Here is a 25,939-nt window from a genome sequence, read left to right on the forward strand (position 1 = left end):
GCCCGCGCTTCACAGCATGTCGCCAAAGCTAGCAGGAATGAATGCTTGTGTGAGATAAGCAAGGCATCCATGCCGCCGAAGATGGGACTGCGCGTGAGCAGTTGTTTCCATAATGCTTTTTCTGCTGTTGATTGCCAAGAAATTAGTGGCCGCTTTTGGCCGATACCTGCCAGTCGCCATTACGCTGTGTCTGGCTCTATACCCCCGCACATACCCGGTCAGACCGACTGCACTTCGCAAGTCAATTCCGTGCAGCTTCGCAGGCCGCGCCACCCGCACGGTGACACGCTGCAAACAAGCAAGCTGAAACGCGACGTTCCAGCCTGTTTTAAATCCAGCAATAGCCACGCAGTTGATGTTTCAACCGCCCGCTAGAAATACCCTTCGATTTTCTTCTTCTCCATAGAGCCGTCCTGGTCGTGGTCGATGATTCGGCCTTGGCGTTCTGAGGTGCGGGTCATCAGCATTTCTTGAATGATCTGCGGCAGGTCGGTGGCGGTGGATTCCACGGCGCCGGTCAGTGGGTAGCAGCCCAGCGTGCGGAAGCGTACCCAGCGTGTTTCGATGCTGGCGCGCTGTTCGGCGCTCAGGTGCGGCAGGATGCGTTCGTCGTCGATGCAGATCAGCGTGCCGTGCAGTTCCACCACCGGCCTTGGTGCGGCGCGGTAGAGGTCAACGATGTCGATGTTTTCCAGGTGGATGTACTGCCAGATGTCCAGCTCGGTCCAGTTCGACAGGGGGAATACGCGCAGGCTTTCGCCCGCGTTGACCTTGGTGTTGTACAGCTGCCAAAGCTCCGGGCGCTGGTTTTTTGGGTCCCAGCGGTGGTTGGGGTCGCGGAAGGAGCAGACGCGTTCTTTGGCCCGTGACTTTTCTTCGTCGCGCCGTGCGCCGCCAAAGCAGGCATCAAAACCGTACTGGTCCAGCGCCTGTTTCAGCGCGTCGGTTTTCATCACGTCGGTGTATTTGGCCGAGCCAACCGAGTAGGGCGTGATGCCCAGGCGTTCGCCGTCCGGGTTGATGTGCACGCGCATGTCGAGGTTCAGGCGCTCGGCCAGGCGGTCGCGAAACTGCGCCATTTCGGCAAATTCCCAACCGGTGTCCACATGCAGCAGCGGAAAGGGCAGGGTGCCGGGGTAGAAGGCCTTGCGCGCCAGGTGCAGCAGCACCGTGGAGTCTTTGCCGATGGAGTAGAACAGGCAGGGGTTGCGCATCACCGCCACCACTTCACGCAGGATGTGAATGGCTTCGGCTTCCAGCGCGCGTAGGTGGCCAAGGTGTTGTATGGAGGGCGTCAGGGTAGTCATGGGTTGCAGTATCCACAGTGCGCCGCAGGGGCTTTGCTGGTGACCGGGTGGCGTTCGGCGTAGGCGCAGGCCGGGCATTCCCAGATGTGTGTGGCGGCCAGCGCGGTGCTGATGCCGCAGGCTTCGCAGTGCAAGCCCGGTTCGCTGCGCGCCAGGGCAAACCCCGGTGCGGCGCAGGCCGGGCAACACTGGCTAAGGCGTTTGGCCAGTGCCGCTGCGGCGTCGCGAATCACCGCTTGGCGCAGGGGGTTGAGGTGGGCGCGCATGTCGGTTTCCAGCCAGACGCGCCCGTGGATGGGCAGCAGGGTGTGCAACAGGTCGAGCAGGGTTTCGCGCCGGCGTATGCCTTTGCGAAACCACGGCTCGCCCGCGCGGCCGATGATCAGCGCGTGTTCGGGAAACTGCGCTTTGTCCATAAAGGCCTGCGCCGCCTCCAGGCTGTCGACTTCCGCCTGCGCGTAGTTGGTGGCCCCGGAACCGGCCAGGGCATACACCGCGTATTCGCGTTCGGCGTCCCACAGGCAGAGCAGTTCGTAATCCCAGGGCATCCAGCCCACATGCGGGTCGCGGCCAAAGCTGCCTTCGCTACCCAGGCCGTAACGCGTGCCGGCTAAGTCGGTGGCCAGTTTGGCCTTGGCCAGGGCTGTCTCTTGCGCGCTCTGCGGACGGTTCACCTCACGGCTGAAGGTGCCGAGCTGGTCGGTGTCGAAGCTGTCCAGCGTCTCCACCGCCAGCCCGCAGTCAGCCAGCGCCGCCTCCACCAGCGGCGCTTTGTGATGACAGGTGAGAAAGGCCGCGCGTTGCAGCGGCCTGTGCTTATCCGTGCACCGCTGCAAAGCCCGCCTCCCCGTCGAAGGTGTAGAGGTTCTCGGTTTTGATCGGCTCAAAACCCGCCATGTTCAGGCGTGTTTGCAAGGCCAGCAGTTCGGCGAAGTCCACCGATTGCCCGGCGGGTGCGATAAACCGGCAGCGCCAGTGATCGACGCAGCTGGTTTCGCTGAAGCCGTTTGGCCACACCTTGACCCCACGGTTGGTGATGACTGACAGCGGCAGTTCGCTGCTGGCCAGTGTTTGCAGGCGTGCGCCCAGTTCGCTGGCGGGCAGGGCGCGTTGATGCAGGAACACATCCACCCCGACCAGCACTTTGTGCGCGGCTGGGCGCGGTTGCACCGGCCGCTGCGGCAGGCGGCTGTCGGCCGGGTAATCCACTGCCCGCAGTTGCTCCGGACGCTGACCAAGGCGCGCGATGATGGCATCGGCAAACTCACGGGTGCCGAGCTTTTGCCGGCTGTGGGCTTCGTCGTAGATGTCGTAGGTGTGCAGGCCTTCTTCCAGCGTGCGCAGCCAGGCGTTCTGTATGCGGCTGGCGACCTCGCCCTGACCGATGTGCAGCAGCATTTGCACCGCGCCTTGCAGCAGGCCGGATGGGTTGGCCAGGTTTTGCCCGGCGCGACGCGGTGCTGAGCCGTGAATGGCCTCGAACATGGCACATTGCTCGCCGATATTGGCCGAACCAGCCATGCCCACGCTGCCGGCGATTTGCGCGGCGACGTCGGAGAGGATGTCGCCATACAGGTTGGGCATCACCAGCACGTCAAACATCTCGGGGGTGTCGGCCATTTTGGCCGCGCCGATATCGACGATCCAAGTTTCCTGTTCGATATCCGGGTATTCCTTGCCGATTTCGTCAAACACCTCGTGGAACAGGCCATCGGTGAATTTCATGATGTTGTCTTTGACGAAGCAGCTGACCTTGCGCCGCCCTTGCTGACGGGCGTAGTCGAAGGCGTAGCGGACGATGCGCTCGCAGCCGGGCCGGGTGATCAGCTTGAGGCACTGGAACACCTCGTCGCTCTGCCGGTGCTCGATCCCGGCGTAGAGGTCTTCCTCGTTTTCGCGCACGATCACCAGGTCCATGGTCGGGTGCTTGGTGTGCACAAAGGGCGCGTAGGCAATGCAGGGCCGTACGTTGGCGTATAGGCCCAGTGCCTTGCGGGTGGTGACGTTGAGGCTTTTGTAGCCGCCGCCCTGTGGCGTGGTGATCGGTGCTTTGAGGAACACCTTGGTGCGGCGCAGCGATTCCCACGCCTCGGGGGCGATCCCGGCTTGTTCGCCGCGCAGGTAGACGGCTTCGCCCACTTCAATGATTTCTGGCTCGATGGCCGCGCCAGCGGCTTCAAGGATGCGCAGGGTGGCCTGCATGATTTCCGGGCCGATGCCGTCGCCGTAAGCAACTGTGATGGGAGTCTTGTGCATGATGCGCCTCGTCATTGCGGTGGGGTTGGGGCTATTCTGGTCACCTGTATGAATTGTTGATAATCGAATTTAACCGGCTTGAGTATTGCTAAATGGCAATGGATAAACTGCGCTTCCACACCCGCCAGACCACCTTTCGCCAGTTGGAAATCTTCCGCGAGGTGGCTGAACGCCTGAGCGTGACGGAAGCGGCGCACGCGCTTCACCTGGCCCAGCCGTCGGTGTCCACGCAATTGGGCAAGCTCGAACAAGCCTTGGGGCTGAAGCTGTTTGAACAGATCGGCAAGCGCCTGCACATGACCGATGCCGGCCGCGAAGTGCTGCAAGGTACGCGCGAGTTGTTTGATGCTCTCGACGGCCTGGAGATGCGCTTGGGCCAACTGCGCGGGCTAACGGCGGGCCAGTTGCGCCTGGGCGTGGTGACCACGGCCAAGTACCTGGTGCCGCGTCTTTTGGGGCCGTTTTGCCGCACCTATCCGCAGGTGGAGGTGCAGTTCAACATCGGCAACCGCTCGGAAATCATTCATCGCCTGCAAGACAACCGCGATGACCTCTACGTGTTCAGCCAGCCGCCGCTGCAGTTGGATATCCTCGCCACGCCACTGGCTGATAACCCGCTGGTGGTGATCGCCCCCGCTGGGCATCCGCTGGCCGGTAAACGCTTGCGCTGGGAAGACTTGGCCGATCAGCCGTTTATCAGCCGTGAGCCCGGCTCCGGCACCCGGCGCGCCATCGAAGAGCATTTCAGCCGCTTTGGCTGGACGCTGCGCCCGCACATGACCATTGAAAGCAACGAAGCGATCAAGGAAACCGTCGCCGCCGGGCTGGGTATTGCCATCCTTTCGCGCCATACCCTGGTGCACACCGCGCCGGGCAACTTGGTGGAGTTGGACGTTGAACAATTCCCCATTCCCAACCGCTGGTACCTTGTGCGCTGGCGCAGCAAGGTGCTGTCGCCGGTGGCCGCAGCCTTCAGTGATTTCGTGCGGGAAGGGGATTCATTGCTGATCAGCAATTGATGGGCGGCGCTAAATTGATTGGTGGCGCCGTCGCGGCGTTTTGTGGCCTGTATCAGTCCAGCGGCTGGCTGGCGCGGGCCAAACGGTCGTGTACCGCGCCCCAGGCCTCGCCCTGCGGTGGGGTCTGGATTAGCAGGCGCTGCACGCCCAGGTTGTCCAGTGCATAGAGTGCGGCATACAAACCCTGAGCGTACTGCTCGGGGTCCGCACTTAAATCCAGCGCCGGTCCTGCTGTGATCTGCGGTGTGCCACACCAGATCCAGGCGCATTGCGGGTCTGTCAGTGCATCTGTGGGCGGTTGCTGAAAGCGCAACGCCGGGGTGTCCGGGGCGTAATGCTTGTGATGCTGGCCGGGCACGCGCAGTTGGCCTGCTGCGCCGTGTTGCAGCGGCTCACCTAGCACACGTTCGATCTCACTGGCGGTCAACATGCCCTCGCGCAGCAAGCGCGGCGGCTCGCCCGGCAACACGCCGACAATGGTCGACTCCAAACCCACCCGGCACGGGCCGCCATCGAGGATGTGCAAATCGCTCTCGGCAAACTGTTGCGCCACATGTTCGGCGCTGGTTGGGCTGATCGACATATAGCGGTTGGCCGACGGAGCCACCAAACCACCGGCAAAACGCTGCAACAGTTCGCGTGCCAGCGGATGGGCTGGCACACGCAAAGCCACGGTGTTTTGTCCGGCGGTGACGCTGCGCAGCACGTCATCACGCGCCGGCAGCACCAGCGTCAGTGGCCCCGGCCAGAAGGCGGCCATCAACCGCGCCGCCTGCGGGGGAATCAGCGCGGCCCATTCACCGGCCTGCGCGGCATCGTGCAGGTGCACGATCAGCGGGTTGCTGCTGGGCCGACCCTTGAGCGCGAACACCTTATGCACCGCGTCGTCATTGCGCGCATCCGCCGCCAGGCCGTAAACCGTCTCGGTGGGCATGGCCAGCAGATGCCCGTCACGCAGGCGTTGGGTACACAGGGCGAGGTCTTCAGTGATCAAGGGCATGGCTGAACTGCAAAAGGCTAAGAGACAAGAACGCGCCCGCCATCACGGCCAGCACGGGGCGCTACTTTACGTGCTGCGGGCCGTCATTGGCAGATTAGTTTGTCGGGTGGTGTGGGCAAATGGGCCGCCAGCCTGTGGCGTGGGAATTGACGCGCCTGCGCCGCAGAGTGGAGGCGCAGAGCAAGCTTAAATGCACATTAAGTCAGCGATTTTTTTGCTTCAGTTTGGCTTCAGGTTAGGCCGTTAGGGTTGGCTCATTCCTCTCGGAGAGACCTGTCATGAACAACACCGCTTTAGTCCTTGCCCTTGCCGGTATGGCGACCATCCCCAGCATGGCGCAGGCCCGTGAAATTACCCTTCAAACCACGCTCAAAGACTACCGCGGCAATGGGGCCTACCTGGCGATTTATGTCACCGACGCCCAGGGCAACTACCAGCGGACGCTGTGGGTCTCTGGCAAAAAAGCCAAGTACTACAAACATTTACGTGACTGGGCGCGTGCAGGCAACAAACCCGCTGAATATGACGGGCTCACCGGCGCCAGTGTGGGCAGTGGAGAAACACTGGAAGTGGTTGTGGAACTCGAAAACGCTTTGATCGATGCGGGCTATGAGGCGCGTATCGACTCTGCTGTCGAGGATAAGCGTGACAGCCGTGCCGATATCGCTGTGCCGTTAAGCAGCCAAGGTGCAGCAGCCAGCGGCAGTGCAAACGGCTTTGTCGACAGCTTTCGCTATCAGTTCTGACCTTGGAGCACGCCCATGCTGAATCGCACCCATGTTCTCATCAGCTTGCTGCTGAGCGCTGTGCTGATGGTCTCTGCCGTCACGGGGCTGATGCTGTCCACGAATACGCTGGTTGATCATTTGCGCGCAGCCCCCGGCAGCGAGTTACCAGTAGGGGCCGTGGTCGATCGCATCGCGGGCCAGATACAAGGCGTCGAACGTATCGAACGCGCGCCCAGCGGTGAATTGCGCGTCGCGTTCAGCAATGACCTGTCCAGCGATACCGTGGTGGTTGATCCGCTCACGGGGGCGACCCTGGCGCCTTATCAATCGTCGCCTGCGCTCAGCTGGATTCGCAGCCTGCACCGCGAATTTATGGTGGGCGATTGGGGGCGGTGGGTGAGCGCCTTGTCGGCGTTGGCCTTGTTGCTGTTGGTGCTGACCGGCTGCGGGTTGCTGGCAAGGCGACTGGGCGGATGGCGTCGGCTCTTTATGCCGATTCCCGCTGCTCAGGGGCTCATGCATTGGCATACGGTGGTGTCGCGTTGGGCGCTGCCTGTGCTGGCGATGTTGGCCGTAAGTGGGCTCTACCTGGCTGCCAGCAGCCAAGGATGGCTGGGTGATGTTGAGGATGCAGAACCGGCTTATCCCACCGCCACCTACGCCGAGCCTGCCGCCGCGTTGGCGAGTCTGCCCGCCTTGAATGCGCTGACGTTGCACGAGCTTCGAGAGTTGGAATTCCCCAGTGATCCTGCGAGCGCTAACTACTTTCTGGTTCGCACAGCGGCCGGCACAGGTTTCGTTAATGCGAGCAGCGGGCAATGGATCAGCTATCAGCCCCACGGGTTTGGCGCGCGTGTATATGAGGCGTTGTATGAGTTGCATACCGGGGCACATTCGCCCCTGTGGGCGCTGGTGCTGGGCAGTGGTTGTCTGAGTGTGCTGTTTCTCAGTGCGAGCGGTCTGCTGGCGTGGTGGCGGCGCTCGCGTCAGGCGAGCAACCTGCGCGGTAATTCGTCGGCCCAGCGGGCGGAGATTGTTCTTCTGGTCGGCAGCCAAGGGGGTGCGACGTGGGGCTATGCCCGGCAGCTCTACGCACAACTGCGTACGCAGGGGCTTGAGGTGCATTGCGCGAGCATGAATCAGCTGCAGCCCTGCTACCCCAAGGCGCGGCATATGCTGCTGCTCACCTCGACCTATGGTGACGGCCAAGCCCCGGAGTCGGCGCGTGACTTTCTTGCCCGCTTGCAGCAGAGCCAATTGGATAAGGGGATGTCGGTGGCGTTACTGGGGTTTGGTGATTCCACATTCCAGGGCTTCTGCGCATACGCCCATGATGTTGAGCAAGGTCTGCGGCAACAGGGGTTGCCGGCATTATTGCCGTTGCACTGCATCGACCGTCAGTCGCTTGAGGGGCTTAATCAATGGGCTGCTGCGTTGAGCCAGCGCCTCTCAGTTGACCTGCACTTCAGCCAGGAAACGAACCAGACCCACCCGCAAACCCTGCAACTGATCAGCCGCAAGCTCTATGGCGAGCAGAGCGAGTCACCGGCTGCGATCCTGCGTTTTGCGGTTGCGGCGTCGCCCAAACGAGGCTGGTTGCGTGCCCGTCGTCCGCGCTTTGAGCCTGGCGATTTGCTGGCCGTGAGTCCTGGGGGCAATTTGTCGCCGCGTTACTACTCAATTGCCAGCAGTAGCGAGGACCGCGTTCTGGAAATCTGTGTGCGTAAACAGCCGCAAGGGCGCTGCTCAACCTGGCTGCATGAGCTTGAGGTCGGGCAGCGTATTGAGGCATGCACCCAGTCACATCCGGCTTTCCGCCCAACAGCCGGGCGTCATCCGCTGATACTGGTGGGCGCGGGTGCCGGTGTTGCACCGCTTATTGGTTTCGTCCGTAAAAATACCCATAAGCGACCACTGCATCTCTATTGGGGGGGACGTAATGCGCAGTCCGACTTCCTCTATGAAACGGAGTTAAGCGACTGCCTGGCCGATAGCCGTCTGACCAGCCTGGGGTTGGCATTCTCTCAGTCGAGCCAGCCGATGTATGTGCAGGAGCGTTTGCAACAGGACGCCCCAGCATTACTCACGTGGTTGCAGCAAGGGGCGCAGGTATTGGTCTGTGGTTCGCGGGACATGGCCGCCGGTGTACGCGCTGTCCTGGAGCCGCTGCTTGTGCAATTAGGTTCCAGCATTGAGCAGCTGAAGCTGCAAGGGCGCTACCGTGAAGATGTCTACTAAGCCGCTGGTGCAGCAACGCTTCAACCTTAACGGTATGACGATGGGCACCCGCTACAGCGCCATTTTTTATGCGTCCAGCGACCTTGATCAATCGATGTTGGCTGCGCAGCTGCAACAGGCGGTGGAGGCGGTCGACCAGCAAATGTCGACCTGGAATCCCGAATCTGACTTGATGAAGTTGAATCGGGCCGCGTGTCACGAGTGGCTTAGCGTGCCCGAACAGCTGATGTGGGTCTTGCTCAGTGCGTTGCATGTGAGTGACGAGTCGGACGGTGCATTTGAGATTGGTGTGGGCGCGTTGGTCACTGCCTGTGGTTTTGGCCCGCAGCCGCCGTCGTTAGCCTTGCCCGATAAGCCGGTCAGCGCACGTGCTGTACTCGAACTTGATTCGGCTGCTTGCCGTGTGCGCAAACACGCGCCGCTAAGCCTGGATCTGAACGGCATCGCCAAGGGTTTTGCCGTCGACCAGTTGGCCCGTTGCCTCGACAGCCATGGCGTGGCGGCTTACCTGGTGAGTATTGATGGTGAAATGCGTGCCAAAGGTGTCAAGGCAGATGACAGTGACTGGTGCATAGCGTTGGAAAAACCTACTAAGGGTCGCCGTGAGGTGCTGGGCTCACTGGCGCTGAGCAACACGGCGATGGCGACATCGGGCGACTATCGCCATTGGCGCGAGCGTGATGGCAGCGTGTTCTCCCACACGATGGACCCCTATCTGGGTGCACCTCTTGCCTCTGATCTGGCTTCGGTATCGGTGCTTTGCGCCACTTGCATGTACGCCGATGCGTGGGCGACCGCACTGATGGTGTTGGGCGTGGAGCGCGGTACGCAGGTGGCTATAGCGAGGGGCCTGAGTGTGATTTTTGTTGTCCGTGAAGGCGATGAATTGCGTGAGGTGATGGTCGGGTTCTAACGCACCAGACGGGTTGGAGCAGCGTGGGTTTTGCCTGTTGCGCAGAAGTCGGTATGGTTAAGCCCTTTCATCCCTCGCGCAACGGAGAACCCCGATGAGCCTGCACGGCGACTACGACAACCAGAACATCTTTGCCAAGATCATCCGCGGCGAAATCCCCTGCTACAAGCTGTACGAAGATGACGATGTGCTGGCCTTTCTCGATGTGTTTCCGCAGTCCTTCGGCCACACGCTGGTCATTCCCAAGCGCGCAGCGGCTCGCAATATTCTGGAAATAGATGCCGACAGCCTGACCAAGGTCGTCACCGTTGTGCAGATGCTGGCCAACGTGCTGGTGGCCGAGTTGCAGCCCGCTGGCGTGCAAGTGGCGCAGTTCAATGGCGCACCGGCCGGGCAAACCGTATTCCACCTGCACATGCACATTGTGCCGCGCTATGAAGGCGAAGCGCTGGCCGTGCATGCTGGTGGCCAGGCTGAGCCAGAGGCATTGGCCGCGTTGCAGGCGCGAATCGTCGCGCGCATGGCGGGTTGATCGCGTAGAAGCAACGACAGCCTGTTCCCCCTTGTTCGGTGCCCATGGAGGGCGGTTATGCGATTGATTGCGGCGGTTTTACCGGTGTTGCTGTTGGCGGGCTGCTCTTCGTGGCAGCCCGAAGCTGAGTACATCAAACCTGTACCGGCTGAACGTTTGCTCGGCTATCAGACGCCGCTGACGCAAGGCGGTCAGTTGACCGTCAACCGCGACTTCGGCGGCATGGGCGGCGGGTGTTACGTGGCCATTCTGGTCGATCGCCGAGTGGCCGCGCGGATTGGCGTCGGCGAACAGGCGCAGTTTCAAGTGCCGGTCGGCACGCGTGTACTCGGCATCGGCATCGATGAAATGGATGACACCTTGTGCGGCAAAGGCCGCCTGCGCCGCGAACTGGCCGTGAAGGTTACGCCGGGCACGCAGCAACAGTTCCGCATCCTCAGCGACAACCGCAAGGGCTTTGACATTGTGCCGCTAAGCCCATAACGCGCTAATGCGCTGTTCCTTGTTCTACAGGGGGCGATTTGCTGTGTCGTAGTTCACCGCGGAGTTGCTGTCAGGGTGATACAGGCAGTTCGCGCGGGTAGACTCCACCCAGCTAATGAGTGGAGGCGGGGCGTGAAGGGATTGTCGATTGCCATTGTAGGGGCCGGTACAGCGGGGTTGGCCACCGCGCTTTTTCTGGCGCGCCAAGGTTTTAGCGTGCGCCTGCTGGAACGTGTGCCAGTGTTGCAGCCCGTGGGTGCCGGTATTTTGTTGCAGCCGTCGGGGTTGGCCGTGCTGCAACAGTTGGGGCTGTTTGCTGAATGCAGCAGCCTGGGCGCGGCGGTCAGTCGCTTGTACGGCACCTCGGCCAATGGCCGGGTGATTCTCGATACCCGTTACGCGCATTGGCAGCCCGACAGTTTCGGCATGGGTATTCACCGCAGTGTTTTGCTTACGGAGTTGCTCAACGCGGCGCGGCACGCCGGTGTGCAGATTGAAACCGGTGTGCATATCAGTCGTTTCAGCCAGCACGGTAGCCATGTGAAGCTATATAGTCAGGACGAACAGGGCGTCGAGCAGCCATTCGGCGAGTTCGCCGCGCTGGTGCTGGCCGATGGCGTGCGTTCGGCCTTGCGTGGGCAGATGCAGGTCAAGCAATGGCTGCAGCCTTACCCTTGGGGCGCACTGTGGAGCATTTTGCCGACCCCGGCACCGTCGCCACACGCGCCGGATGCCACGGACCTGCGCCAGTGGTATCGGGATAGCGCGCAAATGTTCGGCATCATGCCCACCGGGCGTACTCACCAGAACCGCGAGCAAGAACTGAGCAGTTTGTTCTGGAGCCTGCCGGTGGCGCAGTTCGGTGCCTGGCGCGAAGCTGGATTGGCTGCCTGGAAAGCTCAGGTGCTGCAACTGGCCGGCCGCGCGGCCGAGCCATTTGTTGAGCTTATTGAGCATCCTGAACAACTGAGCCAGGCGGTGTATGCCGATGTACGCATGCAGCAGTGGCACGACGGCCGGGTAATTGCCATTGGCGACTGCGCCCATGCCATGAGCCCGCAACTGGGCCAAGGCGCGAATATGGCCTTGGTGGATGCGGCGGCTCTCTGCGCAGCTGTTACCGCACAGAACACAGCGACGGACTGCGACTGGTCAGCGGTATTCGCCGCCTATGCGAGCAGCCGGCGTGATCACCTGCGCTACTACCGCCAAGCCAGCCGTTTGCTCACCCCGTTGTTCCAATCCCACAGCCGCAGCTTGGCCTGGCTGCGCGACAGTGTGTTGTTGCTGGCTCGGCACAATCCATTTGGCCGTGCGCATGCAGTCAGCACCCTAGTCGGTGGGCGCAGTGGTTGGTTACTGAAGGGGGCCGAGCGGCCGTTGCAGGTCTGGAATGGCCAGCCTGAGGCGCAGGGGCTAGATGAACGTGCGCCCGCCCCAAATACTGCTCAGCTGTCAGTGACTTGAGTCATGTGTGACAGGCCGCGAGTGCTGCACGCTTTGTTAATCTGATCACCCATTTCAATTTGTCGCGAGGGATCGCCGTGTCGTTCCGTGTTGTGCTGAGTGGCCGGGCATTGCCCGGGTTTACGCCTGAGCAGATTGCTCAGCATCTACAGACGCAGCTGAAGTTCTCCGAGGCCCAGGTAAAGGCCCTGTTGCCGCCGGCACGGCGGGTGGTCAAGAGTAGTTTGGATCAGCCAAGTGCCGAGCGCTGGTGCAGTCGGTTGCAACAGGCAGGCCTGGCAGTCTCGGTCGAAGAGGTTGCCACGCCTGCGGCAGTCGACCCTCTGAAGGTCTTGCAGGAGTTAGCCCAGAAGGGCCTTAAGCGCGCCCGCCCCGGTCCGGCCTATGCCCTGCAGTTGTTTCTGGTCACGCTCTGCTGCCTGCTGGTGCCGACGCTTTATGCAGGGTTGGTGATTGGCCTGGGCGTGGGACTTGCTTGGTACCTGATGCATATCCACGAATACCTCGGCGGCTTGCGCAATATCTGGTTGTTGCTTTGCATCTATGGCGTTCCCGCGATCAGTGGCGGCATTTTGCTGTTGTTTATGGCGCGGCCATTCTTTCTTCCTAGCCAGCGTGGCGATAAGCCGCTGGAGCTAGATCTGGCCCGCGAACCGCGTTTGCAGTTGGTGATCAGCCAGTTGTGTCAGGCGATTGGCCTGCGCCCACCGGTGGCGGTGCAGCTGTCCAATGAAGTGAATGCCAGCGTGCATTTCGAGGATGGCTGGAGTGGGTTCTTTTCTGGCCGCAAGGTGCTGACCATCGGCATGCCACTGGTTGCCGGGATGAGCGTGCAGCAGTTTGTCGGCGTACTGGGGCACGAGTTTGGCCACTTTGCTCAGCGTCTGGGTATGCGCTGTAACTTCCTGGTCAACTCGGTCAATGCCTGGCTGGAAGTGCGCAGCAATAGCCGCGACCCTTGGGATGATCGCCTTCAGGAATGGTTGGAAAACGATCCCTGGTGGATTCTGCAGTTGGCCATCTGGGTGGCGCAGCAGGGTATCGAGTTGTCGCGGCTGCTGATGCGTGGCTGTTTCTGGCTGAGCTTTCGCCTGTCCCGCTCGCTGTCGCGGCAGCTGGAGTTCGACGCCGACCGCTACGAGAGTTTGCTCGCCGGGAGTGCGGCATTTCGTGGCAGTGCCTTGCAGCTGCGTGCGTTGTCTTGGGCCTGGCGCGAAGTGGATCAGCAGAATGCCCGTACTTGGCGTGAGCGTCGTCTTCTGCGCGATATGCCGCACGCCACTGCCGAGAAGACTTCCAGCATGAGCAAGGCCACGCGGCAGCAGATGGAGCAAAGCCTCGAAGAGGGCAGTACCCGCTACTGGCACACGCACCCAGCCGATCTGGCGCGTATCCAGCACAGTGAAACCCTGCAGGCGCCTGGCTACTTGCATGACGCCCGCCCGGCGGCCGTTCTGTTCGAGCACTTCGCCGAGCATTGCCAGCGTGTCACCCAGGCGTACTACGCGGAGTTAGGGCTGGACTATGACGAGCAGCAGTTGCAGGACAGCCAGCAGATCTTCCAGATCAGCGCCCAGCGCGAAGAGGCGCTTGATCAGCTTTGGGAATGGACAGGTCGGCAATGGCGCAACCTGCCCTGGCTGGCGTTGCATCAGCCGGTTCAGGCAGCCCATGCCACGCTGGGCTGGCAGGCTGTAATTGACGAATTGCGCCGCCTTTCTCCGGAAATTACTCAGGCCTGGACCCAGGCTGAAGCGCATGAAGACCAACGGGTGGCGCTGGCCTGGTGTGGCGAGTTGCAGCGCAACGGGGTGACCTCGCGACTCAGTGACAGCGAGGCGTTTGACCCGGCTAAGCACTTGCCCTTGTATCGACAAATCGATGAGGGCAAGACACCGGCGCAGTTGCAGTTACTCCAGGCTGCTTCGTTATACCGGCGTCGTCTGGAGTTGAGCCTGGCGGGTGCAACCACGGCGCTGCGTGAAACAACCCGTCTGGCGCTGCAATTAAGCAAGCTGTATGTCGACTATGCGCGCCTGCTGGAGGCCCGTGAGCTGGCCGAGCGTTTTCTGGATTGGCATCAGCAGAACCCGGACAGTCTTACTGAGCGCTTGAGCCAGGATGCCTTGTCGCGCTATCAGGATCTGGCCCTGCGCTTGCTCAAAGCGGCGGATCAGATTCCACAGTCCTTGCTCGATGGCAGCACGCTGGGTGGTTATCTACGCCTGCGCTGCCCACGACTGAATGCCCAGGCCGGCGAACCGGTCGAATTCCTGCGCAACAGCGCCACGCTGATCGACAGCCTGGCCTATGTGCATCGCCGGGCCATGGCTGAACTGGCCAGCTATGCCTTGCAGCGTGAGCGCGAGCAGGGCCTGCGCGGCATTCGGCTGGTGCTCAAGATTGGCGATCCAGATTGAGCGAGCGGTGCTTGATAACAACAGCCTCCGCTCCCGTGCGCGTTATGCGCTGTAGTTGGGTTCTTATCTGCAAGGTTTGAAGGTTGTAAGTGATGCTCTTGCTCGTGCGTCACTTACAGCGGCTGCTCCGCGTTTGCGTTCATGGGGAGGCTTTGTTGAGTGTTTTTAGCTGCTGCAACTGACGCCAGAGCATCCAGATCACCACCAAGCTCAGGCAGACGTTGGACAGCGGCAGCGCTAGCCAGACGCCGTTGAGGCCCCATATCAGCGGCAGAATGGCCAGGAAGGGCAGTTGGATCAGCATGTTGCCCACCGTCACCAACGTGGCGTTGCGGGCCTGGCCCATGGCTTGGAAGAAGCTGGCGGCTAGGACGATAAAACCATCCAGAAACATGGCGAACAGGTGCAGGCGAATACCCGTGGCGCTGGCGTCGAGCAAGGCCTCATCGCTGCCGCTGAATATGCTGGCAAAGGCTTTAGGCAACAGCAGCAGGGCCGCCGTCATCAGCAGGCCACTGCCGACCGCCGTGAGCAAGCCCAGGCGCAGCACGCGGCGCACTTTGTCCGGTTCGCGGGCTCCGTAGAAGTAGCTGACCAAGGGCTGCATGCCGCCGCAAACGCCTTCGGCAAACATGTAATAAAACGCCATCAGGTAACCGGCGATGGCATAGGCAGCCACCTGCAGCGGGCTGCCGTAGTGCATAAACAGCAGGTTGTGCAACACCACTACCAGGCTCATGTAGAGGTACATCAACATGCTGGAAAAGCCGGTGGTCAGTGACTCAAGGCTGTGGTGCAAGTTGAAGCGGCAGGCCGCTCGTTGCAGGCTCAGCGGGTTGTGCCGGCTGAAGATGTAGCCCAAACAGATCAACACCGACAGGCTTTCGCCCATCACCGTGGACAGCGCCGCGCCATGCAGGCCCCATTGCCAGACGATGATGAACAGGTAATCCAGTGCGACGTTGGTCAGTGCGCCGACCAGCATGGCTAGGGTGGCCAGTCGCGGTGCGCCGAGGTTGCGCACCAACAGCGGCAGGGCGATAGAGCCAAACACCAGCGGCGCGGCCCAGCCGATCACTTGCAGGTAGTCATTGCCCAGCGCCGCCAGTTCCCCTTGTGCGCCCTGCATGGCCATAAACGCCGGGCCGATCAGGATTACCAGCGCACCAGTCGGGATGCCCAGTATCACCAGCAGCCAGAGTGCCTGTGCCAGGTAGCTGCGTGCTTGCGGCCACTGGGCAGCGCCTTGCGCCAGTGAGCACTGCGCGCCACTGCCCATGCCGATCATCATGCCGATGGCGAGCATGACGCCGGACAGTGGCCAGGCCATGTTGATCGCGGAGAGGCCGGTTGCGCCCATGGCGTGACCGATAAAAATGCCATCTACGACCATGTACAGGCCGCTGATCATCAGGGCGGCGACGGCCGGGATGGTGTAGTGCCAGAAGGTACGGGTGAGGCTGTGGCTGTTCATAAGAGGGTCACGGGTAAGCGGTGGTATCAATCGGTTTCGAGGCTTTGGCAGGCTTTTGCCAGCAGGTGGCTGAGTTGCTGCATTTCTTCCGGGCTGAGGTGCTCGGCCAGGCTGGCGGCGGTGTGCACGTAGACATCACGTTCTTCCTGTTCCAGTGCGCTGGATTTGGTCGTGGCCAGCAAGCGCATGGCGCGTCCGTCTTCAGCGCAGGGCTGGCGCTGCAAATAGCCGCGCGCTTCCAGCTTGCTGGCCATGGTGCTGGCGCTGGCCTTGCTGACATTCATGCGCTCAGCCAGTTCGGTCAGGCGCAGGCCGTGTTCGGCAGAGATCAGGGCGTAGAGGTAATCCAGTTCACTGTTGCTCAAGTCCATGCTGCCGCTGTGCTGGGCGTACTGCCGCCAGTGGTGCCACATGTGCCATTGCAGGCGTTTCAGGCTGTCGGTGAGGGTCATGCTGTGCTCCTTTGTATTTTGTTAGGCTAACTAACTAAAAGAAGCAAGGCAAGCCTCGTGCAGACCAGTGGCGGCGTCGGTGGGGGATTGAGTTCAGCGGTAGCGGGCGAGCAGGGCGTCGAATTCGCCGTCTTGTTTCATCTGCACCATGGCGCGCAGCAGGGCCATGGTCGGTACATCCGGTGCGTCGCGAACGATGCAGGCAATCGGCTCGGCCTCCACTTCGCTGAGGGCGTGGAGCTTTTGGCCGGGTGGTTGCTGCCGGTTAAACCAGTGCAGTGACAGTTCATTACTGATGGCGTACTGATAGCGATCGGCGGCCAGTTTCAGCAGCACCTGATGCTGGGTGCGGGCATCTTCACGCTCCAGTTGTCCGCTGTTAAACAGCGTTTCGAGTGCTGGGTAGCTGAAGCCCAGCACAGTGCCAATGCGCTGGTTGCGCAGGTTTTGCACGCGCCGGTTCTCGGCCTGGCGGCTGACCAGCAAATCGCGCTGGGTCATAAACGGCAGGCTCCAGATGTAGTGGTAATGGCTGTTGTTTAACCAGTTGGGGCTGACGTAGCAACGCACGTCGATCTCGCCGATTTCCAGCGCCTGTTGCACACGCAGGCGCGGCATCACCACCAGTTCAGCCTTGCGTCCGATTTTGGCTGCCAGGCGGTGTTGCAGGTCAAAGAGGATGCCGTCGACGGCTTGACCTTGCTCGATTTTCACCATCGGCATGGCCCAGCTTTCATTGATGGAAAAACGCACCGGACGTTCTTCAGTCGCTAATACGCAGCCAGGCAGTATTAGCAGGGCGGCAATCAGTTTGAGCACCCGTTGCGTCCTCATTAATTAGCGGGCCATGGGCAATGCGGCGCCCATCAGCGCAAACAGCGCGCCGCAACTGCGGTTAAAGCCTTTGCCACTGCGTTGCAGCCAGGGGCGTATGCGGTGTGCGGTGCGTGCCAGCAGGTATTCGACGCTGCCTTCAATCAGAGCAAAGGTCAGGGCCATCAGCGCAAATTGCAGCCAGAGGTCAGCCGTGGGGTCGAGGAACTGCGGGAGAAACGCACCGAAAAACAGAATCACCTTAGGGTTGGAAAGCGCTGACAGCAAACCCTGACGAAACAAGCTGGCGTGGCTGACGAGGCCTGCGTTTTCAACGCTCGTCAGGTGCAGTGCTGGTGCGCGCCAGAGTTGAATGCCGAGCCAGATCAAGTAAGCCCCGCCGAGCCATTTGAGGACGGTTAACGCCTGTGCCGAGGCTTGCAGCAGGGTGCCGATGCCGATCATCGACAAGGCCATCAGCAAGGTAAAACCGAGCACGCCACCGCTGATGGTGAACAGGGTTTTGCGGTGTCCATAGCGTGCGCCATGGCTCAGGGCGAGCAGGCCGTTAGGGCCAGGAGTTAGGGCAAGGCCTGTGACAGCGGTGACAAACAGCAGCCAGGTATGCAGGGCCATAAGGCAGGTGTCCAAAAGCTCGGGGAGGCAGGTGGGCACCTGCGGAGCTTTGTTTTTTCACGCGCTGACTGCTTAGTCAAGTGCCACGCAAAAAGGCAGCGCCCTGCTGGCTTGAGCAGGGCGCTGTGCGGGCTAGCGATTGGCTTCGGTGAAAGTGTCGTCAGACGGTTCTTTGCTGTACGCGCCTTGATCATGCACCAGCTTTTTCGTGCCGTTCATCAGGGTGGTGATGCGGCTGTCGCTGGTTTTGGCTGAGGCCGCTTGGTTGCTGGTGCCGCGGATCAGCGGTGGGTTGCTGCTGAATGACCACAGGTAATGCCACACGGCCGCGTTGTGCTTCTCGGTCAGTTGGGTGGAGCTGAAATACCAAGGCTTGAGTTCAGTGAAGGCGGTCATGCGCATCAGGCCTGTGTTGCTGTCACCGATAAACCCGGTGCTGCTCACCCCGGAGGTGCGGTAGGTTTCAAAGATCACGCCCTTGGTTTTCAGCTCGCTGACATAGGTGCGGCACACTTCGCCCACCCAGCGATTGCCCAGGTAGCTTTTGGCATTGTTGGAATAGAAGGGGTCCAGCAGGGCGACGCGTTTGGGCAGCAGGTTGCTGCTGACCGTGCCAGCGGTGACGGCATCGCTGATTTTCTTGGTCAGGACGATGGCCATTTGGTTGCCCAGCGAGTGCCCGGCAATGCGGATGTTGTTGCCGGTGTAGCCCGCCAGGTTGGTGCGGTAGCTGTTGAACAGCAGATCACTGGCTGACTGCGTGGGGCCCGTGCTGTACACCCCGCTGCTGTTGCGCCAGCGCATGGCGCGTGGGCCGGTGGCGGTCCAGATTTTGGCTTCGGCATCCCTCACTTCGCCTTCATCGGCGAATTGGTTCCAGTACAGCACCCCCACGTTGTATCCCGCCGCCAACCAGGCATGCGCCAGGTCGAGGTCCGGGCCGCCAGCGTCCTTGCGGTTGAAGGTTTCGCGGTTTTTCTTTTGCGTCGAGCCGTTCTGCCAGCCGTGGATATAAATCATCGTCGGCTTACTGGCCACGTAGTAGGCGTTGGTCTGGCCGGGCACGGCTTTCTGCCAGCTCTCGCCATAACCAAACCAGTACAGGCCGTGATCCAGGTTCTGGAAGGTGCTGTCGGGGAATACGCCGACAGCGGCCTGGCTCAAGGAGCTGAAACTCAGCAGCATGAAGACAATCAGGGTGCGCATGGTGGGAGCCTTTTCTTGTTATTAGGAAAGGCCAGCATATCGGTTGTCCGACAATCCACTATCGCCCGGATGGGTGAGCGCCCGGCAAGGCTGCTCGCGCCGTCTGACGGGCGCTGCAGGATGTGTCTTGCCCGATGTTGCGTGCATCTTTGCTTCAATAGCCGGCAGCTTGTTGCAATCGGCCTGACGTGCTGAGCGGACGAAGCCCCTTTGGCTGTGGCAAACTCTGCGGCACGTAACAGGACGTTTCATGGATCGAGTTTACTGAGCCTGTCAGCCTATTCTGCCTACGGTCTTTATAACCCAGGGCGCATTGCATAACCGGCCGCTGCCTGCGGCGAAGAACAAGAGGAATGACTGTGCATAACGTCGTGATCAGTGGTACCGGCCTCTATACCCCGGCTAACAGTATTTCCAACGATGAGTTGGTTGAATCGTTTAACGCCTATGTGCAGCTGTTCAACGCCGAAAATGCGGCGGCGATTGCCAGTGGTGAAGTAGAAGCATTGAGCGAGTCCAGCAGCGGCTTTATTGAAAAAGCGTCGGGCATCAAGAGCCGTTTTGTCATCGATAAGGCCGGTATTCTTGACCCGCAGCGCATGACGCCGCGCATTCCTGAGCGCAGCAATGACACCTGGGGCATCCTCTGTGAAATGGCCGTGGGTGCCGCCAAGGAAGCCATGGCGCGTGCCGGTAAAACCGCCGCCGATATCGACGGGGTGATCGTCGCCTGCTCGAACTTGCAGCGCGCCTACCCGGCTGTGGCGATTGAAGTACAGGCTGCACTGGGTATTCAGGGCTTCGGTTACGACATGAACGTGGCGTGCTCCTCGGCCACCTTCGGTATTCAGGCCGCTGCTAACAGCGTGCAACTGGGTCAGGCTCGCGCGATTCTGATGGTCAACCCGGAAATCTGCACTGGCCACCTGAACTTCCGTGACCGCGACAGCCACTTTATCTTCGGTGATGCCGCTACCGCCGTGATCATCGAGCGTGCCGATCAAGCCACCTCGAACTACCAGTTCGACATCGTTGGCACCAAGCTGATCACCCAATTCAGCAACAACATCCGCAACAACTTCGGCTTCCTCAACCGCTGTGCGGAAGAGGGCATCGGCGCGCGCGACAAACTGTTTGTGCAAGAAGGCCGCAAGGTATTCAAAGATGTGTGCCCGATGGTCGCCGAACTGATTGCCGCCCACCTGGCCGAGAACAAGCTGAATGTCAGTGATGTGAAGCGCTTCTGGCTGCACCAGGCCAACCTCAACATGAACCTGCTGATCGCGCGCAAGCTGCTCGGTCGCGACGCCGAGCCAGGCGAAGCCCCGGTGATTCTCGACACCTACGCCAACACCAGCTCGGCCGGTTCGGTGATCGCCCTGCACAAATACCAGGAAGACCTGCCGAGCGGCGCGCTGGGTGTGCTCAGCTCGTTTGGTGCGGGCTACTCGATTGGTAGCGTGATCCTCCGTAAGCATTAAAAATCACCTTAATGTCTACTGCGCTTGGGGATGCTGCGTTGAAAACAGGCTCGGACTGCTCATTTACAACTCGTAAACTCCGCGTCCTCGCCTGTTTGACCAGCCTGCGGCTGTTACTGCGTTTCGCTGCCTGCCCTGCGCTCGCTACGACATTAAGGCGATTTTGACCATGTCGGTAAATGACGCTGATCTCCTTCCTCGTCTGCGTGCAGGCGAGCAGAAGGCCTACCGCGAGCTGGTCGCCACCTACCAAGGGGCGATGCGTGCGGTGGCCTTTGCCATTGTCGGCAGCCGTAATGCCGATGAAGTGGTGCAGGACGCCTGGCTAGCCGTGGTGCGTGGCCTCGATGGTTTTCAGGCACGCTCCAGCCTGAAAACCTGGCTGCTGACCATCACCGCCAACACCGCGAAAACCCGCCTCAAGGGCAATCGCCGCGAAGTGCTACTCGACGATATTCCCGCGCCCCACGGCAGCGTGGGGGATGAGCGTTTCAGTGCAGATGGCCACTGGTTGCTGGCCCCGCATGCCTGGCATCACGACTCCCCGGACGCCTTGTTGACCGAGGACGAATTGCGCGAATGCCTGGAGAAAACCCTGGCCAGCCTCTCCGAGATGCAAGGCAGCGTGCTGCACCTGCGTGAGCGTGAAGGCCTGGAATTGGAAGATATTTGTAATCTTTTGCAGGTCTCGCTCTCCAATGTACGGGTGCTGCTGCACCGCGCACGGCTCAAGGTATTTGCCACCCTGGAGCATTTTGAGGAGACTGACCAATGTTGAGTTGTAAAGAGCTGGTGGCCCGCTCGAGTGAGTTTCTCGATGGGCAGTTAGGCCTGCGCCAACGCCTGTCGGTGCGTATGCATTTGGCCATGTGTCAGCACTGCCGGCGCTTCATCAAACAGATGCGTCTGAGCCAGGCCGTGTTGCGTCAATTGCCGCCGGGGCAAAGCGCCGAGTTGGATGCCCTGGCGGCCAAACTGGCGGAGTTGCGTCGGCAGCAGCGCTGAAAACTCAGCTGCCTGAGGCTCTCTATTCCTCGTTTTGTGCGGCCTTCAGCGCCTCATAAGCTGGCGCGGCGTAGATGCCCACTTCCACCGCCAACTCCATCACCCGCGCCAGGTCGCTGCTGTACACCAGCACGGCTTGCAGTTCGTCATCCAGCGGTTCGCTGAAATCCAGCAGCACATAACCTTGGGTTTCCGGGCTGAGGCTGGAGAGCTGCACTTGAATGCGGTTCAGCGCTTTCAGCGGTTCGACTTTCACCAATTGCTTGGGCTTGAGCACAAAGCTCACCTGCGGGCCGAACGATTCGGTGACCTGCTGGAATAGCGCGTCGTAACTGTCGGCCTGAAACAGCACTGTCTCCGGCAGGCTGCCAACCACTACCCACTCGCCCAGCGGAATGGGGAAGCTGTCGTCGAAGTTGATATCCGGGTTGGCGGCAAGAAACGCCTGCGGGTCGGCATAGGCCTGGGCGGCTTCATCGGCGATGCGCGCCACTTCTTCGGCCAGCAGGCAGCCCGAGCTTATTTTGCTGATCAGTTCTTCGAGTTGGGCTTTCATGGTGGTCATCCTGCGGCGCAAAAAGGTCGGCAAGGATAGCCGGTAATGGCCAACCGCGCTGCATACAACCCTATGTGCGGTATCGAACAGATAAATAATGAGAATCGCTTATGCTAGGCGTGCAGCCCAGGAGTAGCAGTGGTTGTTTACTCACTTTTTGGAGACAGTGATGTCCGCCGCCCCAGCCAGTCCGCAGCAAAATCATCTGCTTGCCATGTTGCCCTCTGAGGCGCGCGAGCGTCTGATACCTCACCTTGAATTGGTGGACATGCCGCTTGGCATGGTGCTGTACGAATCGGGCGATACGCTGCGCCATGTGTACTTTCCGACTGACTCGATTGTGTCGTTGTTGTACGTCATGGAGAACGGCGCATCGGCCGAAATTTCCGTGGTGGGCAATGACGGGGTGATTGGTGTCGCGCTGTTTATGGGCGGTGAGAGCACTACCAACCGCGCCATTGTGCAAAGTGCCGGCAGTGCGTATCGCGTGTTGGGCAAGCGCTGCAAAGAAGAATTTAACCGTCATGGTGAGATGCTGAATTTGATGCTGCGATACAGCCAGGCCTTGATCACGCAGATGTCGCAAACGGCCGTGTGCAATCGCCACCACAGCATCGATCAGCAATTGTGCCGTTGGTTGTTGTTATCGCTGGACCGGCTTTCGGGCAATCAGTTGGCCATGACTCAGGAACTGATTGCCAACATGCTTGGCGTGCGCCGCGAAGGCGTAACGGAAGCCGCTGGCAAGCTGCATCGCCTGGGGGTCATCGACTATTGCCGTGGTTTGATTACGGTGCTTAACCGGGACAAGCTCGAACACCTTTCTTGTGAGTGCTATGAGGTGGTCAAGCGTGAAACCGATCGCCTGTTGCCTTACAAAACAGGGCGTGCTGCTAAAGCCCAGGCCTCAGTGCCGCAGCGCACAGAGTCATAACTGTGGTATAGGGCAGACTGCAGCGGTGATGGCGTCAAGCACCGCCATCGCGCCATTCTTTGGCCCGCGTTGTGCTCTGGACACTTGCATGTTTGTTAATGCACCGCTGCGGATTCTCAGTCACCTGATCGAAAGCCTGCCGAGCAAACCCCGCAAACAGTTGTTAGACAATTGCGAACCCACTCAGTTGGTGTTTGGCACTGTGCTGCAAGAGGTCAACCAACCAATTCGCCAGGTGTACTTTCCCTTGAGTGGTTTTATCTCGCTGGTGACCACCTTGCGAGGGCACCCACCGTTGGAGATGGGATTAATTGGCAACGAAGGCGTGTTGGGCGCAAGCCTGGCCCTAGGCGTTGGGCTGGCACCTCTACGTGCCGTGGTGCAAGGCTCAGGCAGTGCCTTGCGTATCAGTAGCAGCCTATTTCGCCAGCAGATAGCCAACAGCCCGGCGCTGCTGCGCGTTTTGCAGCGCTATTTATATGTGGTGATGGTGCAGTTGTCGCAGAGCGCTGCGTGCACCCACTTTCATGAGATTGAACCGCGGTTGGCGCGCTGGTTACTGATGACTCAAGACCGCTCACATGCCAACCACTTTCACCTCACCCATGAGTTTCTCGCGGACATGCTGGGGGTGCGCCGCAGCGGCGTTTCTATCGCGGCGGCGGCCCTGCAGGCGCGGGGGCTAATCAGCTATCGGCGCGGGCAGATCATCGTGCTTGATCGCGAGGGTTTGGAGCAGGCCGCTTGCGAGTGTTACGGCTTACTGGTGGCGGATTATCAGGCGCAGTTTTAGCCGTGCTTGCACGCTGCCCCCCTGTTTAGCCTGATGCAGCCGCGCAGGTTAAACCCTCAGGCTTCACCTGTGAGGGTGTTGATGGGCGAGTTGATGCCATTGCGCAACAGGTGGGTGAAGTGTTCGGCGCTCACCGCATGACTGAACAGAAAGCCCTGACCTTCGGCGCATTGGTGATGACGTAAAAACACCAGTTGCGCCTTTTCTTCGATGCCTTCAGCGATCACCCGTTGCTTGAGGCTATTCCCCATGGCGATCACCGCACTGACGATGACACCATTGGAGTCGCTAATCGCTTCAATAAACGAGCGGTCAATCTTCAGCACGTCGATGGGGAATAGATTGAGGTAACTGAGGCTGGAGTAGCCTGTACCAAAGTCATCCACAGCCAACTGCACGCCGAGTTTTTTCAGCTGTTGCAGGATGTCGGCGCTGGCTTGGGCATCGCGCATCAAAACCCCTTCGGTGATCTCCAATTGCAGTTTGTCTGGCTGCAGTCCGCTCTTGTCCAGGGCTTGGGTAACGCTGGCAATAAAGTCGGGGCGACGGAACTCCAAGGCGGAAATATTCACCGCGACGGAGTTGAGGTCGTACCCGCAATTCTCCCAACGCTTGGCCTGATCGCAGGCTTGCTGGAGCACCCAGCGGCCCAGCGGCACGATTAAACCGCACGCCTCGGCGATGGGGATAAAACGCCCCGGCAAGATGGTGCCCCAGGTGGGATGCTGCCAACGCACAAGCGCTTCAGCGCTGGTGATAAGGCCGCTTTGCAAATCGATTTTGGGTTGGTAATGCACAACGAACTCCTCGCGCTCCATGGCACTGCGCAGGTGCGCTTCAATCGCCTGACGCTCCACGGCGCGCTCGTTCATTTCGCGGCGGAAAAACTGGTAGTTATTGCGGCCTTCTTCTTTGGCTTGATACATCGCCGTGTCGGCATGGCGAATCAGATCAGCGCCGTTGTCGGCGTCCGTTGGGTAGGTGCTGATGCCAATGCTGGCGCTGATGTGCAGTTGTTGCTCGTCGATGACAAACACCTGGCTGAGGGTCGTAAGAATTTTCTCGGCGGTGAGTGCCGCATCCTCGACGCTGTGACGTTCGCTGAGCACCACAACAAATTCATCACCGCCCAGGCGACTGACTGTGTCGGCGCTGCGCACGCAATCGCTCAAGCGTTGCGCAACGCTTTGCAGCAGTTGATCACCGATGCCGTGGCCGAGTGAGTCATTGATGTGTTTGAAATTGTCCAGGTCAATAAACAGCAGGGCCAATTGACCGCTGTGCCGTTCGGCCAGTGCCAGCGCCTGGCTGATGCGGTCGTTGAGCAGGGCGCGGTTGGGCAGGTTGGTCAGGCTGTCATGCTGCGCCAGGTGGGTCATCTTTTCGCTCATGGCATGCGTGGCGGTGATGTCGTGGAACACCATCACCGCACCTTTAATACGCCCCGCTGAGTCGTGGATGGGCGCAGCCGAGTCTTCAATCATCGACTCGTGGCCGTCGCGGTGCACCAGCAGCGTGCCGGAGGCCAAGAGTTTGCAGGTGTTTTCCAGCAACACTTTGGCCGTGGGGCTAGCCACGATTTCGCGGGTTTTGTGGTGCAGCAGGTGCATTACGCGTTCTATGGGCTGGTTTTGTGCGTCCTCGCGGAGCCAGCCAGTCATGCGCTCAGCGGCTGCGTTGAGGTAGTCGACATTGCCTTGCAGGTCGGTGCCGATGACGCCGTCGCTGATGGAGTTGAGCGTAATGGCCTGGCGTGCTTTTTCATCAAACAACGCCTCTTCGACCGCCTTGCGCAGAATGATATTGCGCAGCGATTGCGGCACCAGTGCGCTGTCGAAGTGACCTTTGCACAAGCTGCCTTGGGCTCCGCTGCGAATCGCCTCGCTGGTTTGCTGCGTGTCATTGAGGTTGCTGAGGGTCATGATCGGGATGCTGGGCACCCGCGCGAACAGCGCATTGAAAGTGTCCATGCCCTGGCTGTCGGGGAGTGCGAGGTCTACCAGAATGGCGTCAATGCCGTGGCCCTGTTCAGGCTCTAAACGCTCCAGAGCCAAGCTGAGGCGGGTGACCCATTCGATGGCGAAAGGGCCATCTTGGGCTCGCTCCAGCGCCTCTTCCAGTGTCGCGGCATCATGGCTGTTGCTGGTGATGATCAGAATGCGGTTGACCATGATGGGTGTATTTCCTGTCTTGCAGTGGGTTAAACATGGCTGCGCCGCCCTTGTG

24 protein-coding genes are annotated in these 25,939 nt (G+C 60.4%); 13 read left to right on the forward strand and 11 right to left on the reverse strand.

The window, feature by feature from the left end:
* Positions 1 to 371: 371 nt before the first annotated feature.
* Genes cysD through AUK77_RS06805 form a run of 3 tightly spaced genes read right to left on the reverse strand, consistent with a single transcriptional unit; the run spans position 372 to position 3,563 of the window.
* Positions 372 to 1,307, reverse strand: coding sequence for a sulfate adenylyltransferase subunit CysD (gene cysD / locus AUK77_RS06795; RefSeq protein ID WP_296127490.1), 936 nt, complete (start codon positions 1,305 to 1,307; stop codon positions 372 to 374).
* Positions 1,304 to 2,143 carry a DUF6671 family protein gene (locus tag AUK77_RS06800; RefSeq protein ID WP_296127492.1) on the reverse strand — a complete coding sequence of 280 codons (840 nt, stop codon included), beginning with the start codon at positions 2,141 to 2,143 and terminating at the stop codon, positions 1,304 to 1,306. The genes cysD and AUK77_RS06800 overlap by 4 nt, the downstream gene beginning before the upstream one ends.
* Entirely contained in the window at positions 2,124 to 3,563 is a 1,440-nt protein-coding gene (locus tag AUK77_RS06805; RefSeq protein WP_296127494.1) for an NADP-dependent isocitrate dehydrogenase, read from the reverse strand. Before AUK77_RS06805 ends, AUK77_RS06800 begins: the two co-directional genes overlap by 20 nt.
* Before the next feature lie 92 nt (positions 3,564 to 3,655).
* Here AUK77_RS06805 and AUK77_RS06810 point away from each other — a divergent pair, with 92 nt between their 5' ends.
* Positions 3,656 to 4,582, forward strand: coding sequence for a LysR family transcriptional regulator (locus AUK77_RS06810; RefSeq protein WP_296127496.1), 927 nt, complete (start codon positions 3,656 to 3,658; stop codon positions 4,580 to 4,582).
* Between the two features lie 52 nt (positions 4,583 to 4,634).
* Here the strand turns inward: AUK77_RS06810 and AUK77_RS06815 are convergent, their stop codons facing one another.
* Positions 4,635 to 5,582, reverse strand: a complete 948-nt coding sequence (locus AUK77_RS06815) for an L-threonylcarbamoyladenylate synthase (protein ID WP_296127498.1) — start codon at positions 5,580 to 5,582, stop codon at positions 4,635 to 4,637.
* Between the two features lie 278 nt (positions 5,583 to 5,860).
* On the opposite strand from AUK77_RS06815, the gene AUK77_RS06820 reads away from it, so the two are divergent.
* The 7 genes from AUK77_RS06820 (at position 5,861) to AUK77_RS06850 (ending at position 14,363) form a co-directional block, all read left to right on the forward strand.
* Positions 5,861 to 6,328 carry a DUF2271 domain-containing protein gene (locus AUK77_RS06820; RefSeq protein ID WP_296127501.1) on the forward strand — a complete coding sequence of 156 codons (468 nt, stop codon included), beginning with the start codon at positions 5,861 to 5,863 and terminating at the stop codon, positions 6,326 to 6,328.
* A 15-nt stretch (positions 6,329 to 6,343) separates the two neighbouring features.
* Complete coding sequence (locus AUK77_RS06825) at positions 6,344 to 8,548, forward strand: PepSY domain-containing protein (protein WP_296127503.1); 2,205 nt, start codon at positions 6,344 to 6,346, stop codon at positions 8,546 to 8,548.
* Positions 8,538 to 9,461, forward strand: a complete 924-nt coding sequence (locus AUK77_RS06830) for an FAD:protein FMN transferase (RefSeq protein WP_296127652.1) — start codon at positions 8,538 to 8,540, stop codon at positions 9,459 to 9,461. Before AUK77_RS06825 ends, AUK77_RS06830 begins: the two co-directional genes overlap by 11 nt.
* A gap of 94 nt (positions 9,462 to 9,555) precedes the next feature.
* Positions 9,556 to 9,993 carry an HIT family protein gene (locus AUK77_RS06835; protein WP_296127504.1) on the forward strand — a complete coding sequence of 146 codons (438 nt, stop codon included), beginning with the start codon at positions 9,556 to 9,558 and terminating at the stop codon, positions 9,991 to 9,993.
* A gap of 57 nt (positions 9,994 to 10,050) precedes the next feature.
* Positions 10,051 to 10,476, forward strand: coding sequence for a 3-isopropylmalate dehydratase (locus AUK77_RS06840; RefSeq protein ID WP_296127506.1), 426 nt, complete (start codon positions 10,051 to 10,053; stop codon positions 10,474 to 10,476).
* Between the two features lie 132 nt (positions 10,477 to 10,608).
* Positions 10,609 to 11,943 carry an NAD(P)/FAD-dependent oxidoreductase gene (locus tag AUK77_RS06845; protein WP_296127508.1) on the forward strand — a complete coding sequence of 445 codons (1,335 nt, stop codon included), beginning with the start codon at positions 10,609 to 10,611 and terminating at the stop codon, positions 11,941 to 11,943.
* Between the two features lie 77 nt (positions 11,944 to 12,020).
* Complete coding sequence (locus AUK77_RS06850) at positions 12,021 to 14,363, forward strand: M48 family metallopeptidase (protein WP_296127510.1); 2,343 nt, start codon at positions 12,021 to 12,023, stop codon at positions 14,361 to 14,363.
* A 139-nt stretch (positions 14,364 to 14,502) separates the two neighbouring features.
* Here AUK77_RS06850 and AUK77_RS06855 read toward each other — a convergent pair whose 3' ends face one another.
* The 5 genes from AUK77_RS06855 to AUK77_RS06875 form a co-directional block, all read right to left on the reverse strand.
* Positions 14,503 to 15,837 (reverse strand): MATE family efflux transporter, encoded by a 1,335-nt coding sequence (locus tag AUK77_RS06855; protein WP_296127512.1) that lies wholly within the window; start codon positions 15,835 to 15,837, stop codon positions 14,503 to 14,505.
* Positions 15,838 to 15,863: 26 nt separating this feature from the next.
* On the reverse strand, positions 15,864 to 16,289 hold the full coding sequence (locus AUK77_RS06860) for a MarR family transcriptional regulator (protein WP_296127514.1): 426 nt from the start codon (positions 16,287 to 16,289) through the stop codon (positions 15,864 to 15,866).
* Positions 16,290 to 16,382: 93 nt separating this feature from the next.
* Positions 16,383 to 17,108: a transporter substrate-binding domain-containing protein gene (locus AUK77_RS06865; RefSeq protein ID WP_296127516.1), complete on the reverse strand. Its 726-nt coding sequence runs from the start codon at positions 17,106 to 17,108 to the stop codon at positions 16,383 to 16,385.
* A gap of 18 nt (positions 17,109 to 17,126) precedes the next feature.
* Complete coding sequence (locus AUK77_RS06870; protein WP_296127519.1) at positions 17,127 to 17,738, reverse strand: LysE family transporter; 612 nt, start codon at positions 17,736 to 17,738, stop codon at positions 17,127 to 17,129.
* Between the two features lie 132 nt (positions 17,739 to 17,870).
* The gene (locus tag AUK77_RS06875) at positions 17,871 to 18,944 is read right to left on the reverse strand and encodes a hypothetical protein (RefSeq protein WP_296127521.1); all 1,074 of its coding nucleotides are present in this window, start codon (positions 18,942 to 18,944) and stop codon (positions 17,871 to 17,873) included.
* A 359-nt stretch (positions 18,945 to 19,303) separates the two neighbouring features.
* Here AUK77_RS06875 and AUK77_RS06880 point away from each other — a divergent pair, with 359 nt between their 5' ends.
* The 3 genes from AUK77_RS06880 to AUK77_RS06890 all read left to right on the forward strand — a co-directional run bounded on the left by AUK77_RS06880 (position 19,304) and on the right by AUK77_RS06890 (position 21,430).
* The gene (locus tag AUK77_RS06880; protein WP_296127654.1) at positions 19,304 to 20,425 is read left to right on the forward strand and encodes a beta-ketoacyl-ACP synthase III; all 1,122 of its coding nucleotides are present in this window, start codon (positions 19,304 to 19,306) and stop codon (positions 20,423 to 20,425) included.
* A gap of 169 nt (positions 20,426 to 20,594) precedes the next feature.
* Positions 20,595 to 21,203 carry an RNA polymerase sigma factor gene (locus tag AUK77_RS06885; protein WP_296127524.1) on the forward strand — a complete coding sequence of 203 codons (609 nt, stop codon included), beginning with the start codon at positions 20,595 to 20,597 and terminating at the stop codon, positions 21,201 to 21,203.
* On the forward strand, positions 21,197 to 21,430 hold the full coding sequence (locus tag AUK77_RS06890) for a zf-HC2 domain-containing protein (protein WP_296127526.1): 234 nt from the start codon (positions 21,197 to 21,199) through the stop codon (positions 21,428 to 21,430). The genes AUK77_RS06885 and AUK77_RS06890 overlap by 7 nt, the downstream gene beginning before the upstream one ends.
* 22 nt (positions 21,431 to 21,452) lie before the next feature.
* Here AUK77_RS06890 and AUK77_RS06895 read toward each other — a convergent pair whose 3' ends face one another.
* Complete coding sequence (locus AUK77_RS06895; protein WP_296127528.1) at positions 21,453 to 21,986, reverse strand: hypothetical protein; 534 nt, start codon at positions 21,984 to 21,986, stop codon at positions 21,453 to 21,455.
* 169 nt (positions 21,987 to 22,155) lie between these two features.
* Here AUK77_RS06895 and AUK77_RS06900 point away from each other — a divergent pair, with 169 nt between their 5' ends.
* Both AUK77_RS06900 and AUK77_RS06905 read left to right on the forward strand, forming a co-directional pair.
* Positions 22,156 to 22,920 (forward strand): Crp/Fnr family transcriptional regulator, encoded by a 765-nt coding sequence (locus AUK77_RS06900; protein ID WP_296127530.1) that lies wholly within the window; start codon positions 22,156 to 22,158, stop codon positions 22,918 to 22,920.
* 88 nt (positions 22,921 to 23,008) lie between these two features.
* Positions 23,009 to 23,713, forward strand: a complete 705-nt coding sequence (locus tag AUK77_RS06905) for a Crp/Fnr family transcriptional regulator (RefSeq protein ID WP_296127532.1) — start codon at positions 23,009 to 23,011, stop codon at positions 23,711 to 23,713.
* Between the two features lie 56 nt (positions 23,714 to 23,769).
* On the opposite strand, the gene AUK77_RS06910 is transcribed toward AUK77_RS06905, so the two are convergent.
* A complete protein-coding gene (locus tag AUK77_RS06910; protein WP_296127534.1) occupies positions 23,770 to 25,884 on the reverse strand; it encodes an EAL domain-containing protein in 2,115 nt (704 codons plus the stop codon).
* Positions 25,885 to 25,939: the final 55 nt, after the last annotated feature.

The sequence above is a fragment of the Pseudomonas sp. Ga0074129 genome, assembly GCA_001465025.1.
GTDB lineage: Bacteria > Pseudomonadota > Gammaproteobacteria > Pseudomonadales > Pseudomonadaceae > Aquipseudomonas.

Bases quoted from the DNA above. Each gene is read 5' to 3' on its own strand.
- AUK77_RS06830 (WP_296127652.1), top strand. From the start codon at position 8,538: ATGTCTACTAAGCCGCTGGTGCAGCAACGCTTCAACCTTAACGGTATG.
- AUK77_RS06885 (WP_296127524.1), top strand. From the start codon at position 20,595: ATGTCGGTAAATGACGCTGATCTCCTTCCTCGTCTGCGTGCAGGCGAG.
- AUK77_RS06815 (WP_296127498.1), bottom strand. From the start codon at position 5,582: ATGCCCTTGATCACTGAAGACCTCGCCCTGTGTACCCAACGCCTGCGT.
- AUK77_RS06805 (WP_296127494.1), bottom strand. From the start codon at position 3,563: ATGCACAAGACTCCCATCACAGTTGCTTACGGCGACGGCATCGGCCCG.
- AUK77_RS06900 (WP_296127530.1), top strand. From the start codon at position 22,156: ATGTCCGCCGCCCCAGCCAGTCCGCAGCAAAATCATCTGCTTGCCATG.
- AUK77_RS06860 (WP_296127514.1), bottom strand. From the start codon at position 16,289: ATGACCCTCACCGACAGCCTGAAACGCCTGCAATGGCACATGTGGCAC.
- AUK77_RS06905 (WP_296127532.1), top strand. From the start codon at position 23,009: ATGTTTGTTAATGCACCGCTGCGGATTCTCAGTCACCTGATCGAAAGC.
- AUK77_RS06910 (WP_296127534.1), bottom strand. From the start codon at position 25,884: ATGGTCAACCGCATTCTGATCATCACCAGCAACAGCCATGATGCCGCG.
- AUK77_RS06875 (WP_296127521.1), bottom strand. From the start codon at position 18,944: ATGCGCACCCTGATTGTCTTCATGCTGCTGAGTTTCAGCTCCTTGAGC.
- AUK77_RS06835 (WP_296127504.1), top strand. From the start codon at position 9,556: ATGAGCCTGCACGGCGACTACGACAACCAGAACATCTTTGCCAAGATC.
- AUK77_RS06840 (WP_296127506.1), top strand. From the start codon at position 10,051: ATGCGATTGATTGCGGCGGTTTTACCGGTGTTGCTGTTGGCGGGCTGC.
- AUK77_RS06825 (WP_296127503.1), top strand. From the start codon at position 6,344: ATGCTGAATCGCACCCATGTTCTCATCAGCTTGCTGCTGAGCGCTGTG.
- cysD (WP_296127490.1), bottom strand. From the start codon at position 1,307: ATGACTACCCTGACGCCCTCCATACAACACCTTGGCCACCTACGCGCG.
- AUK77_RS06895 (WP_296127528.1), bottom strand. From the start codon at position 21,986: ATGAAAGCCCAACTCGAAGAACTGATCAGCAAAATAAGCTCGGGCTGC.
- AUK77_RS06870 (WP_296127519.1), bottom strand. From the start codon at position 17,738: ATGGCCCTGCATACCTGGCTGCTGTTTGTCACCGCTGTCACAGGCCTT.
- AUK77_RS06810 (WP_296127496.1), top strand. From the start codon at position 3,656: ATGGCAATGGATAAACTGCGCTTCCACACCCGCCAGACCACCTTTCGC.
- AUK77_RS06820 (WP_296127501.1), top strand. From the start codon at position 5,861: ATGAACAACACCGCTTTAGTCCTTGCCCTTGCCGGTATGGCGACCATC.
- AUK77_RS06855 (WP_296127512.1), bottom strand. From the start codon at position 15,837: ATGAACAGCCACAGCCTCACCCGTACCTTCTGGCACTACACCATCCCG.
- AUK77_RS06890 (WP_296127526.1), top strand. From the start codon at position 21,197: ATGTTGAGTTGTAAAGAGCTGGTGGCCCGCTCGAGTGAGTTTCTCGAT.